Annotated in this window: 13 protein-coding genes; all 13 read right to left on the minus strand. The window is 29.9% G+C overall.

The genetic code is table 11. The features are described 5' to 3' along the window. Positions 1 to 15 precede the first annotated feature (15 nt). The 13 genes from BD847_RS18940 to BD847_RS19000 all read right to left on the minus strand — a co-directional run bounded on the left by BD847_RS18940 (position 16) and on the right by BD847_RS19000 (position 12839). Positions 16 to 1026, minus strand: a complete 1011-nt coding sequence (locus BD847_RS18940; RefSeq protein WP_147298522.1) for a glycosyltransferase — start codon at positions 1024 to 1026, stop codon at positions 16 to 18. Between the two features lie 115 nt (positions 1027 to 1141). Then, complete coding sequence (locus BD847_RS18945) at positions 1142 to 2101, minus strand: glycosyltransferase family 2 protein (protein WP_115889833.1); 960 nt, start codon at positions 2099 to 2101, stop codon at positions 1142 to 1144. A 75-nt stretch (positions 2102 to 2176) separates the two neighbouring features. Beyond that, on the minus strand, positions 2177 to 3142 hold the full coding sequence (locus tag BD847_RS18950) for a glycosyltransferase family 2 protein (RefSeq protein ID WP_115889834.1): 966 nt from the start codon (positions 3140 to 3142) through the stop codon (positions 2177 to 2179). Between the two features lie 77 nt (positions 3143 to 3219). Beyond that, complete coding sequence (locus BD847_RS18955; protein WP_244201639.1) at positions 3220 to 4662, minus strand: lipopolysaccharide biosynthesis protein; 1443 nt, start codon at positions 4660 to 4662, stop codon at positions 3220 to 3222. A gap of 86 nt (positions 4663 to 4748) precedes the next feature. Continuing rightward, positions 4749 to 5174 carry an adenylyltransferase/cytidyltransferase family protein gene (locus BD847_RS18960; RefSeq protein ID WP_115889942.1) on the minus strand — a complete coding sequence of 142 codons (426 nt, stop codon included), beginning with the start codon at positions 5172 to 5174 and terminating at the stop codon, positions 4749 to 4751. Positions 5175 to 5200: 26 nt separating this feature from the next. Further along, the gene (gene asnB, locus BD847_RS18965; RefSeq protein ID WP_115889836.1) at positions 5201 to 7015 is read right to left on the minus strand and encodes an asparagine synthase (glutamine-hydrolyzing); all 1815 of its coding nucleotides are present in this window, start codon (positions 7013 to 7015) and stop codon (positions 5201 to 5203) included. A 2-nt stretch (positions 7016 to 7017) separates the two neighbouring features. Then, positions 7018 to 8319, minus strand: a complete 1302-nt coding sequence (locus BD847_RS18970) for a CDP-glycerol glycerophosphotransferase family protein (RefSeq protein ID WP_115889837.1) — start codon at positions 8317 to 8319, stop codon at positions 7018 to 7020. Further along, on the minus strand, positions 8316 to 9419 hold the full coding sequence (locus BD847_RS18975; protein ID WP_115889838.1) for a DegT/DnrJ/EryC1/StrS family aminotransferase: 1104 nt from the start codon (positions 9417 to 9419) through the stop codon (positions 8316 to 8318). Before BD847_RS18975 ends, BD847_RS18970 begins: the two co-directional genes overlap by 4 nt. A gap of 41 nt (positions 9420 to 9460) precedes the next feature. Beyond that, complete coding sequence (locus BD847_RS18980) at positions 9461 to 10009, minus strand: acyltransferase (protein ID WP_115889839.1); 549 nt, start codon at positions 10007 to 10009, stop codon at positions 9461 to 9463. Then, positions 9990 to 10415 carry a sugar 3,4-ketoisomerase gene (locus tag BD847_RS18985; protein WP_115889840.1) on the minus strand — a complete coding sequence of 142 codons (426 nt, stop codon included), beginning with the start codon at positions 10413 to 10415 and terminating at the stop codon, positions 9990 to 9992. Before BD847_RS18985 ends, BD847_RS18980 begins: the two co-directional genes overlap by 20 nt. Further along, positions 10408 to 10806: a sugar 3,4-ketoisomerase gene (locus tag BD847_RS18990; RefSeq protein WP_115889841.1), complete on the minus strand. Its 399-nt coding sequence runs from the start codon at positions 10804 to 10806 to the stop codon at positions 10408 to 10410. Before BD847_RS18990 ends, BD847_RS18985 begins: the two co-directional genes overlap by 8 nt. A 61-nt stretch (positions 10807 to 10867) precedes the next feature. Further along, entirely contained in the window at positions 10868 to 11734 is an 867-nt protein-coding gene (locus tag BD847_RS18995; RefSeq protein WP_115889842.1) for a glycerophosphodiester phosphodiesterase, read from the minus strand. Between the two features lie 37 nt (positions 11735 to 11771). Beyond that, positions 11772 to 12839, minus strand: coding sequence for a GumC domain-containing protein (locus tag BD847_RS19000; protein WP_115889843.1), 1068 nt, complete (start codon positions 12837 to 12839; stop codon positions 11772 to 11774).

A 12839-nucleotide genomic window follows, 5' to 3' on the forward strand; every position in this document is an offset into this window, starting at 1 on the left:
AGTATTTTAAAGATATCAATCAAATTTATTTTCGTTTAAAATAGCTTTCCAGCTATATGAATCTTTAATGTTTTTTACAGATTCTTTCATTATTAGTATTTCCGAAGTATTTAAGTTTTTTATTGTTGTACTCCAATTGGTAAACGAAACAAAAAGCAAGGCCTTTTTATCTTTAAAAACCTGCTGTAATTCTTTTAAAGGAGTTGTTAAAATTGGGAGTCCGGCGGTTAAATAAAAAGACACTTTGGTTGGAAAACACAAATTATAATAAAAACGTTCTTCATTATAAGGAATAATTCCCACATCGCATTTCGACACCAAATAATGAGCTTCTCTCTCTTCAAAATTACCTAAGTAGATAATATTTGCAGGAAGATCTAATGTTTTCAACCATTCCCCATTATTCCCTAAAATGATTAGTAAATTATTTTTATTCTCTCTAAAAATAGTTAAAAGATCTTCAATCTGTCTTCCTTTATTTAAACTTCCAGCATAAACAAACTTAATATCAGTACTTGTTATCCATTTTTCATCGTTAAAAATAGCAGGGCAATCAAATAGTTCTGGCGCGCCATTAATAATAACCTTAAAATATTTATCTTGAATTGAATATTTTAAAGCTGCATAGGATGCCATTTCATTTGAAGCAAAAATATAGTAACATCCTTTTATAGTATAAAGTCTATCTTGAAGTAATTTGTAAATATCGTCAATATGTAATTCAAGATCGATTGATTGCTCATAAGGTAAATCGTTTACCTCTAGCATGAACTTGTTTCTTCTAGCAAGACGATTCAATAAATAAAATATCCATTTTTTGAAAAAAGAAATTCTCATAAGAAAAACAGGAAACAACACAAATAAACTACCTTGATGGATAAAAATATTTTTGTTTTTAAGAAAAATCAACACCCAAAGTGCCTTTATAGACATCCATAAACGCTTAATAATACTCTTACTATATACATTTAACGAAACTGCATTTAAATCCAAAAACCTTTGATAAAATGCATTATTTCTCGCCATTCCTCCTTCATGAACCGAATTGGTTAAATGATAAATATAATATGTTCTCTGAAGTTGTGACATAAGAAAATGGATATTGTTGCTCCCTTAATTTTTTTAGATAATAGTTTGATCTCTATAAGTTAACTGACATTTGTAGTTTTTTCCTTATTTTGAAAATATAAAACTGTATAAATCCAGGCATTTTTAATATAGAGTATTTTAAAACCGTAGCTTTTTTTTGTCCAATCATTGATAAATCAATGAGATTAAAATCAATTTCAAGATACTCCTTCAAGGTCATTTTTGCATCTTTCACAGCTAAATATTTAAAATCATAAGATTTACATACAAGAAAGCAAACAACAGAATTTAGATTATAATACTTGTTCTTTTTTATATCTTCTTGAATGATTCTAAAACTAATAAAGATGTTATCAACATTACGTTTTGTAAAATTTGTATTCAAACTTCCTGATCGAACAAAATAAATATAAGTTGGCTCTTTAATAATAATCATGGAACTAGTTGCCATTGCAACTTGATAACTCCACAAAAAATCTTCATGTATCAACTTAGGCTTAAAAAACAATTGATTATTTATTAAAAAATCTTTTTTTACAAGTTTGTTACAAGCCATATCATAAATGTCTCCATTAAAATATGCATCAAATACTTCATTTCCTTTATAACCTCCTATATTTTGATTTTCCCAATAAAGTGTTTTATCATCTTTCAGGACAGAAGCAATTATTACTTCTTCGCCGTTACTATTGTTTACCAGAGTCTGGATACAATCCAAGGTAATAGCATCATCGCTATCTAAGAAATAAATGTATTCTCCTTGCGCATTAATAATACCAGTATTTCTAGCATCAGACAGTCCTTTATTCTCATCATGATTAATAACCTTTACCCTTGTTTCAATTGGGTTTTCTTTTAAAATACGCTCAACTATTTCCATAGAACTATCTGGCGAACAGTCATTAACTAATATAATTTCAATTTCCTTATATGTCTGATTGAAAACAGAAAACAAACATCTTTCAATATATTTTTCGACATTATATATTGGAATTATTATTGAAATCAGCATTCTTTATTTTTTATATTTTAAATTTAATATTCTAGAAAAAATAGTTTTTATTAATGTAGTGCTATAAATTAATATTTAAGCACATTTTATATATTTCAAATATTTAGAAAACAGTAAAATTGCCGGTGAAAAGCATATCCATTTAAACATTAAATCTTTAACAGAGTTAACTGGGAGTTTGTTAGCATAAAATCTAGCCTCTTTAAAGTGTTTACGAACTGTCCCCCGTAGAACCAAAGTCTTATAAAGTTTTCTATCTAAATAGTTATCATCAATACCCTTAAGAGGATATTTTGATATATAATGTTTTCGTATTAAATTACAATTTAACTCAAATTCTTCTATCTTTCCGAATTGATTATTATTACTTAATGATCCGTCACCTATTGAATATGTTGAAGTTGATACTGGTAGATATTTAAACTTAGTCTGTTTAGATAATTCTAACCACATAGGATAATCCTCCATTATAAAACCTAAAGATTTAAATTCAAGTAAATCTATATTTTCTAAAAAAAGTTGCTTTTTAAAAAGTGCCGTGCATGCTGAAATTTTGTTTTCGAACAAAAGTTCTTTATAAATTTCTCCACTTGGCATATCTTTTTGGTTTGAGCTATTAAAATCTTCTAAAAGTTCTCCTGTATCAACATTTATAACTGACAAATCTGTATAAATCACTCCATAATTATCGTTATTTTCTAAAAAACTAACTTGTAATTCTAGTTTATCCGGATTACTCCACCAATCGTCTCCAGCGCAAGTAGCTATATATTTCCCATTACTTTTTGCAATACAATCTGAATAATTTTGTAAAAGCCCTTTGTTAGGATGTTCTGGCATTAAATAGATTAAATCAGGATACTTTTTAGCATACTGTTCACATACAGCACGAGTATTATCTCCTGGCGAAGCATCTTCTCCAATAATTATTTCATAAGAATAATTTGTTTTTTGATTTAGAATACTGTCCAATGTTCTACCAATTGTATTTTCTTGATTATAACATAAAACAATAACTGAAATTAACGGTTTCTTTTCCATTAAATTTATTTTCAATATTTAATAGTCTATTAAACTTACTAGTGAAGTTTTTTGTTAAAAAAAGATTTTTTCCAGAATTACTTCTTTAACAATCCTAAACATATTTTTTTTACTTCTAAAAGCTCTTCCAATTTTAATAACCAACAAAAAAATAAATAGCTTAATATAGCTAAAATACTACCTATAATTAATTGTAAAATTAAACTATCCAGAAAAAGGGTTAGAAAAAAAACTATCAGGGACATTCCAGCTGTAGCTACTAAAACAGGAAACATATCTTTTAATTGACTTAATGCTCCATAGCCATAAAATTTTCCAGGAAGATAAGCATTTAAAAAAAAAGATACTCCTGAAGTTACTACCTGTCCTATTACCATGGCAGTTACTCCTAATGGAATTGTTATAATCATGGCAATAACAGTTATAGGCAATTTAGATAAATCCATTTTCAAAAATAAATCTGAACGTCCTATTGCATTTAGTAAATTCATGTTAATGGCACTCATTGGGAAAAAAATCCTTGCAAATACCATCCATTGCAAAAGTGGAATCACGAATATCCATTTTTCTGTCAGCAACAAAATCACAATTGGTTTTGCCAATAGAGCTATTAATGTCATAACAGGAATAATACAAAATGAAGACATACGGATCATTCTACTATATACAGAAACTAATTTTTCTTTATCACTCTGTACAGATGTTAGAATTGGGAAAGTTGCTTGTTGCAAGATACTTGTAATGGTCCCTGCCGAAATATCCGCAAAGCCTTTCGCTCTTGTATAATATCCTAAAGAAGATATTGAAAAATATTTTCCAATAAAAATATTATATACATTATTCATTAATTGGGCATAGAGTCCCGAAAGCAATAACTTTGACCCAAAACCAAACAAATTTTTAAATGAAGTCCTTGAAAAGGCAACAGAAGGCTTCCAATGACTGAAAAACCATAATGATAAAGTAGAAGCAAAAGAGCCCAATAAAGTTTGTATAACTAGAGACCATACACCAAAACCATTCATTGCTGCAGTAACTCCAGCTATCCCACCTAATATTACTGCAATTACATTGGTTTTTGCAATTGCCTTAAAATCTATGGCAATTGTCAACTTTGTTCGTTGAACTATCGCAAGAGAATTTATAAAGAGATTAAGCCCCAATACGCGCGTTAAGTCGATAAGCAGAGGCTGATTAAAATACGAAGCTATTAAAGGAGCTGAAAAAAATAATAGCAGATAAAATAAACTACTAACTGCAAGATTAAAAACAAAAACAGTCGAAAAATCTATATCTGTTCGATTCTGCCGCTGTATCAACCCTAACCCCATTCCACTTTCAATAAATGTTTGAGAAAGAGCAATAAAAATGGACAACATTCCTAAAAGGCCAAAGTCTTCGGGCATTAAAATTCGTGCGAGAACTATGCTAACGGTAAATTGACCGAGCTGGACTGCAAATTTATCAATCGCAGACCAAATTATCCCTTTGGCTGCAGTTGATCTAAGTGAATTTGACAAAATTATATAAATTAAAAATAAAATAAATCAAACCTTTTTTGTTTTATAATAAATCCTAAAAAGTTTTTTTTATTTTAAGGATGACATTATTTAGATCTAATGAAATTTAAAGTTTCATTAATTTTAGTTGAAGAAATACCTTTTGTATAAGGAAAATAAACAATTTTAACACCTACAGACTCAAATTTATCTTCTAATTCTTTCCATTTTGGCGTTTCAAACCAATCGTCTCCAACAAACATAACATCAAATTTTAAACGTTCCCACATTTTAAATTTATCCATATCTTCTTGAGGAACTACTACATCAACAAATTTAATTGACCTAACAATTTCCATTCTTTCCAAATGAGGGATTACAGCTTCTTTATTCTTGTAACTTACAAGCTCATCTGTTGATACACCAACTATAAGCTTATCACATAACCCTTTAGCATTCTTTAACAAATTTAAATGTCCTATATGAAACAAATCATAAACACCTGAAGTGTATCCTATTATTTTTTTTTTCATTATATATTTTTCATTATTATTCATTCTTAATATCTCCACTCTTTTCTAAAATAAATTTTTCTAAAAAGCTCGATATTTATAAACATCCATAAAATTTGACCTGCTCTTACTTCAACCTTACTTTGTGCTAATAATTCCTCTAGAATACCTTTTTTTAGCCATTCTGCTTCCGGAAGTACTTCTCTGGCTAGCATTTCTAAATTTTCAAACCACGAAGAAAGTGGCACAGGAAATCCAACCTTTTTTCTATCAACAATCTCCCTAGGTAAGTACTTGTAAGACAATTTTCTTAAAAGATACTTTGGAACATCAAGTTTTTCACTATAATCTTTAGACTTTAAGTTAGTTGCTTTACTTTTTTCTTCTTCACCTTTCCATCTTAATTTTAATTCATATGGAACATGATTATATACAAACTCAATTAAATTATGATCTAAAAAAGGCACCCTAGCTTCGACAGCTGCTTGCATAGATGCGGTATCAACCCTTTGCAAAAGTCCTTTTACATGATACTTATGAAAAAATTTAAATACATTCTCCTCATTTGATCTCCCTTCAAATTCTGATTGAATTTTAGCATCAAATTCGTTACGATAATTTTTTGGTGTAGATATAAAATTATCTCTCATTTCTCTACTAACATATTCATATTCTGAAATAAAATAGTCATAAAAACTCGAGTTTAGATTTAAATTTGAATAATCAAAAGGAGATCTAAATATCATGCCATACCCCCCCATTAATTCATCTGCTCCTTCTCCAGATAATACAACCGTAATCTTCTCTTTAAGTTTAGTAGACATTAAAGCCAATGGAATTTCGTTTGGAACACCTAATGGAGAATCCTTCATTTTTATTAATTCCTCCCAATTATTAATGTAATCTTCTTTTTTTAAGAGAATTTCGTGATGGTCTAAGTTATATTTTTTAACTATTTTATCTGCATATTCAAATTCATTAAAATCCGAAAAACCGATTGTATACGTATTTACTTTCTCGCTTTTTAGATTTGATGTAATAGCAGTTATTAAACTAGAGTCAACTCCTCCACTTAAATAAGTTCCTAACGGAACATCAGCTATCAATCTATAATTAATAGCTTTAATTAACTGTTTTTCAAATAAATTTAATATTTCATCTTCATTATATGTCGAAGACACATTAAATTTATTTGGTAAATCCCAATATCTAACAATATCGAAATGTAGATCACTATCGAACTTCAAATATGTACCAGCTTCTAATTGAAAAATGCTGTTAAAAAAAGTGTAAGGAGCTCTAACATACCTATTGGCTAAATACTCATCTACTGCTAATTCATTAAATTCTGCTTTAACCAAACCGCTTTCTAAAATAGCTTTAATTTCAGAAGCAAAAACTACATGTTTGTTATCATAATAGTAGTATAATGGCTTAATTCCAAGTCTATCCCTGATAATAAAAAGTTCTTCTTTAATACTATCATATAATGCAATTGCAAACATACCATTTGCTTCATTTATGAACCAATCTACTCCTTTTTCCTCCACAGCAGCAACAATGACTTCAGTATCCGAACTAGTTACAAATGAATAATTTAATTTTTCTTTTATTTCTTTAAAATTATAAATTTCTCCATTAAAAACAATATGCCATCTTTTAGAATTTGAATGCATAGGTTGATTTGCCCCAGTACTCGTATCTATTATTGATAGTCTTCTATGTCCTAGGGCAATTTTATTATCAATAAAACAATTACCTGCATCTGGCCCCCTGTGTTCAATAGAGTTATTCATTCTATTAATCCTTTCTTCTAGATTATCAATTAATACACTAGAAAATATTCCTGCTATTCCACACATTTTTATTTATTTACAATTTCCTTATTTATATAATCTAAAATATTTTGAGAAGCAGTTTTATTATTAGGTGGAAGACAGTTTTGATTTACAAACTCTTCTCTTTCACTTTTCATAAAATCTTTTTCTCCTATAACTACATTATCAATGAATTTTTTTATTTCAATATCATTAAAACCTAAATAATGCATTTTTAAACATTCCTTACCAAAATCATTAAAATTGCAAAGAACATCAATACTCTTAACCGTAAACATTACTGGTTTATTTAACAATAGATATTCCGCAGTAAAAGAACCACTATCATGAATTAGCGCATCCGAATATTGGAACAGTTCCGAATATCCTGAATCCACTATAAAAGTATTTTGCAATGTTCCCCAGACTTTAAAATAATCATCCGTTTTAGATTTACCCCAACTTTCATTTTTATAGAGCTTAGATTTTAAAATAGGGTGGGGTTTAAATGCTATTTGGATCTTGTCGCTATAAGTTTTAGCAATATTAATCATAATAGATGCTAACTCAAAAAAAGATGAATAACCTAAGCCGGAATCATCTCCCGGAATGGTGTGATGAGGAGCCCAAATAATTTTTTTCAATTTCTTATCTCCAGAACTTGGCCATGGGCTAGCTTTAATTGCATTTTCTAAATAACTGTCTATTCCTGGATACCCCGTTACAACAATATTTGCTCCTTTAATAAATGAATACTTTTTTCCAATTTGTTTATGCTTTTCTGTTTCATAAAATTGTTTCCAAATTTTTGAATGAAACGGCTGATCAAATTGATCTTTATACAAATTCGAAACTTGAAACGAATATGGGACATAACATGTCAAAGTATCTAAAAAATTATCAATATAATATATCTCCTTAGTAAGTTTATGTGGATTTGTAAAAAAAACGAGATCAGGTTTTATTTCATTCTTAACATCCATCCATTCTCCAGTTTTTTCATCAAAAGATTTAATAACTACATATCCTTTCTCTTTAAAATTTTCGAAATTCTTATTCATTTCAAAAATCATATTTTTATCTCCATAAATCATATATGGGCATACAACCACAAGAGGATCATAACGATTATCATTTAGCATTAAATTATATAAATAATCATATTTCCATACAGAGTCGTGAATCAAAAAGAAAACCACTTTTAATTTGTCCTTTCTGCGAACAATTTCAAGGGCCTTTCGATGCTTTCTAGGGGCATCTTTGATCAGATACAATTCACGCAACCTTATTAGCCCATTCAATATTTTAGGTGGAATATTTTTTTTAATGAATGATTTTAATGCACTCATATTCTATTTAACAACTGAACAATTGTGTTTATATCTTGTTTTGTCATACCTGGCCATAATGGTAAACTAAGACAAGTCTCGGCCATATTTTCGGTAATTGGAAAATCTCCAACCCTATAGACTAGTGAAGAATAGGCCTCTTGCAAATGTGGAGGTATTGGATAATGAATTAAAGACTGTACTCTATTATCTGATAAATAAGATTGAACGTTGGCCCGATCTTGTACACTAATAACAAAAAGATGCCAAACATGTTCTTCATTTTGACCAAATTGAGGTAAAACTATTTTATCATTTTTAATGTTGGCTAAATAATAGTTGGCTATTTCTTGACGACGATGATTTTCTTCATCAATATATTTTAGTTTTACACTTAAAAAAGCAGCCTGAATCTCATCCATACGACTATTAAGTCCCTGGTATTGATTAACATATTTTTGTGCAGATCCATAATTAGCCAATGCTCGTATAATTTTGGCTAGATTTTCATCTTTTGTTGTTATAGCACCTGAATCACCAAGAGCTCCTAAATTTTTCCCTGGATAAAAACTGAATCCCGCCGCATCGCCAAGATTACCAGATCGAATTCCGTTCCATCTTGCACCAATGGCTTGCGCATTATCTTCGATAATCTTCAAATTATGTTTTTCAGCTAATCGCTTCAAATCATCGCTCCAGCATACTTTCCCGTATAAATGCACGACCATTATAGCTTTTGTTTTTGAAGTAATTCTACTTTCTATACGGCTAATATCTAAATTATATGTTTCTGGATCAGGCTCAACTAAAACTGGTTTTAACCTATTGTCTGTTATTGCTAAAAGTGAAGCAATATAAGTATTAGCAGGAACAATAATTTCGTCACCTTCCTTCATGTAGCCCAACTCAATGTAACCTTTCAAAATTAGTCGTAATGCGTCTAAACCATTCGCAACTGCAATAGCAAAACCGCCTTCCTGATAAGCAACTAAATCTTTTTCAAAATCATTAACTCTGTCCCCAAGTAGGTACCAACCACTATCTATAACTTCTGAAGCAACTTGTTTCAACTCAGCTTCATACTTATTGTTTATTTTTTGTAAATCAAGAAATTTAATCATGTTTTCTAATTTATTTTCTACTTTATTTGAATATTAAAAGATTACACTTTCACTAAGTGACCTTCAACTTCTATCCAACTTTCTCCAAAATTATCTAAATAATAATCTTCGGATTTGCTCATTTTCGTACCATCTTCATTTACCCATCCAACAATTTTTCCTGGCGAACCAGTTACTAAAGCTCTAGCTGGAACATTTTTAGTAATTAATGTGCCTGCCCCAATTAAAGCATATTTACCTATTTCAATCCCACATAAAATTGTTGCTCCTGCGCCTATTGAAGCACCGTTTTTAACGGTGGTATATTCCATTTTATAATTTTGATTTTTAGATCTTGGCAATTTATCATTTGTAAAAGTAACATTTGGGCCAATCATTACGTCATTCTCAATCGTGATACCATCCCAAACATATACTCCCGGTTTGATTGTTACGTTATTACCAATTATAACATTGTTTTCAATAAAGACATGACAATTTATGTTACAACCGCTTCCTATTTTAGCATTTTTCAAGATGATACTAAATTGCCAAACATATGTGTTTTCTCCAATATCGGCAGTTTGCACATCAGAAAGTGGATGTATCATCTTTTCTATAATTTAAAAATTCGTTATAATCTCTCAAATAATCTTCTTCGGAATACATTGCCGAAGCCAAAACCAAACAAATACTTCCGCTTGAAAAATTTTTAATTTCCCTCCAAATACCAGGCCGTATATGCAATGCCTTTGATGGATCGTTTAAAAAAACTTCTTTTTTACAAATTCCATCATCCAATACAAAAGTAAATGAACCGCTCAGCGCTACAATATATTGCTGTAATTCATAATGTCCATGTCCTCCTCTTTCTGATCCCATTGGAACATCATACAAATAATATACTCTCTTAACATCAAATGGTATTGTAATATTATTTTCAATGACAGTAATGTTACCTGCATTATTATGAATTTTAGGTAAGCTTACTATTTCACAATCATCTACCTTATACATTTTTAAGCTTTTTAAATTCTTCGAAGTCTCTCAAATAATCACTTTCATCATAGCCTTTATTCGAGATAATCAACGCAAGTGAATTTGTTGAAAAATTTTCAAGCCTCCTCCAATACATTTTTGGTATATATAAACCATAGTAAGACCTATTTAGAGAAAACTTTGTTTCCTTTTCTCCATCATGAAGTATAACATCAAAACTACCAGATATTGCTATAACAATTTCTTGTTGTTCTTTAAAAGCATGACTTCCTCTTATTTCGCCTCCCGGAACATCGTAAATCCAATAAGTTCTTGCAATTTCAAATGGCAATTGATTAGGGAATTCGAAAAAAGATAGATTTCCCCTTGGGTCATGAATTTTTGGAAACTCAATTATTCTACAAGTCATTAAAATTATTATTTTATAATTGAAAAAAATCTTAAATGAGAAGGTTATTTCAAATAAATATTTATTTTTTTAACTCATTTAAAGAACGCCATATAATATCAGGTTTATTGGTATAAATTCCGTTCACTTTATATTTTTTACATACATCTAACGCCAAATTTCCATCATCAATCGTCCACCCAAAAAGAAACACGTTATTTACTTTTAAGCTTTCAGAAAGATCTGAACTAATCAAATTAGACATTACACTACATCCCTGTATATTATATTTGGGCAATACTAAACTAACCTTTTTTAATAAATCTTTGTCATAAGTGGTTAAAAAACATTTGATATTTGGCTTCTTCATTTTAATTCTTATCAAATAATCAAAATCTAAACATACGATAACACAATCCTCCGCTCTGCCACTTTTTTCAATTTGTCCAATAAGTTTATTAAGCAAGTTTGCGTTTCTCCTTGATGAAGGCTCTTCCCACCATTTTATTTCTAAATAAATTTTTTTTCCTTTTGGCAGAACCTCAAAAACTTCAGTCAAAAAAGGCATTTTCTCTCCGTTTCCTATATCCAATCTTCTAAGAGCATTAGCACTTGTTTGAACTACATTATAATCGGCTCCTGTATATCTTTTAGTGTTTAAATCATGAAACACCATAATTGAGTCATCTTTTGAGTTCATTAAATCAAGCTCAATAGCATCAGCATGTAGCTCAAAAGCTTTTTTAAAAGCCCTAAGAGAATTAAATGGCTCATACGCAGAAGCACCTCCATGTGCAATAATCTTGATAGAATCTTTGCCCTTTTCATACCACTTATTAGATATCGTTTCAGGCAATGATTCTGGCAAAGGCGGTTCTTGATCGGAATTTTCCGATGCTTCACAAGAGGTGAATAAAATTATAAAAAAGAAAAAGTAAAAATACTTCATAAACTAAATCATGTTAAAGTTATAATTATACAAATTATTATAAATCCATTTCTTTAAAAACCTTCCTTACCACTAGTCCAAGCACAGTTAAAAACCCAAATAAAAACCCTCCAATAATAATACCTTTTGCTTTTCCAAAACGTTCTTTCGTGAGTGGTAAAATAGGTCTATCAATTATTTGTATCAAAGGAGTTTCTCTTCTTAAAGTTACTTTCGCTAATTCTGTCTGTTTAACAAGTTCTGTCAAAATTGCTGTATTTGCTTGTACATCTACTTGTCTTCGCGATGATGGCGCCCTTCTTATATTTAAAGCAGGGTTCAAATTAAATGTATTATCATTTGCAAGAGCAACACCTGTTATGGCTCCATTAAGTTCGCTTCTTATTGAATCGACTTGATGTTCTAATATATTCATATTAATTCTGGCTTTTTTACTCTTCGTGTCAATATAAAATTTACCAACTTCTTTTGCCAATGCCTCACAAAAATATTTTGCAAAAAGTTCATTTGTTGAAGTGACTTCCATAGTAACAATGGAAATTTTTTTATCTCTCTGTCCAACTTTCAGTCCATCCTTGGATAATTTACCATAAATTGAACCTAAAATACTATCATGTACTCTTGTAAATCCTTTTCGGTTCTCATCTGGCAGAAACTGAATATTTTTTAACTCCGGTTTTTTACTCCAATTTTCTCTCCATTCGTTATTTTGAATATACATTTCAGCAAGAGAGATTTTTTTTCCATCAAGTAAAACTGGGGCTAAAAGCGTTTTTTCTACCATAGATCTAGATTTAAAAAGCTCCGTCAAGTTTGCTCCAGCAAACATTCCTCCACTGCTTCCTCCTAAATCAAGCCCTAATGTACTTGCGAGTCCCAATGCTCCTCCAACACCTCCACCTTTTTCGTCTTCTAAGGCGAAAGAAAGGTAAGCTTTATAAACAGGCTTTTTAATTATTGAATATCCGATTCCTAAAAAAGCACCAATTAATCCCCCAATACAAATAATTTTCCACTGAGAGAGTAGATAAGCCAACCATTTTTTAGCTTGTGAAATTATCTCTTTAAAAGAAATCTCTTCATTCTTTACAGTTTTATCACTCAT

This window comes from Flavobacterium cutihirudinis, assembly GCF_003385895.1.
Classification (GTDB): Bacteria; Bacteroidota; Bacteroidia; order Flavobacteriales; family Flavobacteriaceae; genus Flavobacterium; species Flavobacterium cutihirudinis.

Coding starts and splice junctions, on each gene's coding strand:
- BD847_RS18940 (WP_147298522.1), bottom strand. CDS start 1,026: ATGGCGAGAAATAATGCATTTTATCAAAGGTTTTTGGATTTAAATGCA.
- BD847_RS18945 (WP_115889833.1), bottom strand. CDS start 2,101: ATGCTGATTTCAATAATAATTCCAATATATAATGTCGAAAAATATATT.
- BD847_RS18950 (WP_115889834.1), bottom strand. CDS start 3,142: ATGGAAAAGAAACCGTTAATTTCAGTTATTGTTTTATGTTATAATCAA.
- BD847_RS18960 (WP_115889942.1), bottom strand. CDS start 5,174: ATGAAAAAAAAAATAATAGGATACACTTCAGGTGTTTATGATTTGTTT.
- asnB (WP_115889836.1), bottom strand. CDS start 7,015: ATGTGTGGAATAGCAGGAATATTTTCTAGTGTATTAATTGATAATCTA.
- BD847_RS18970 (WP_115889837.1), bottom strand. CDS start 8,319: ATGAGTGCATTAAAATCATTCATTAAAAAAAATATTCCACCTAAAATA.
- BD847_RS18975 (WP_115889838.1), bottom strand. CDS start 9,419: ATGATTAAATTTCTTGATTTACAAAAAATAAACAATAAGTATGAAGCT.
- BD847_RS18980 (WP_115889839.1), bottom strand. CDS start 10,009: ATGATACATCCACTTTCTGATGTGCAAACTGCCGATATTGGAGAAAAC.
- BD847_RS18985 (WP_115889840.1), bottom strand. CDS start 10,415: ATGTATAAGGTAGATGATTGTGAAATAGTAAGCTTACCTAAAATTCAT.
- BD847_RS18990 (WP_115889841.1), bottom strand. CDS start 10,806: ATGACTTGTAGAATAATTGAGTTTCCAAAAATTCATGACCCAAGGGGA.
- BD847_RS18995 (WP_115889842.1), bottom strand. CDS start 11,734: ATGAAGTATTTTTACTTTTTCTTTTTTATAATTTTATTCACCTCTTGT.
- BD847_RS19000 (WP_115889843.1), bottom strand. CDS start 12,839: ATGAGTGATAAAACTGTAAAGAATGAAGAGATTTCTTTTAAAGAGATA.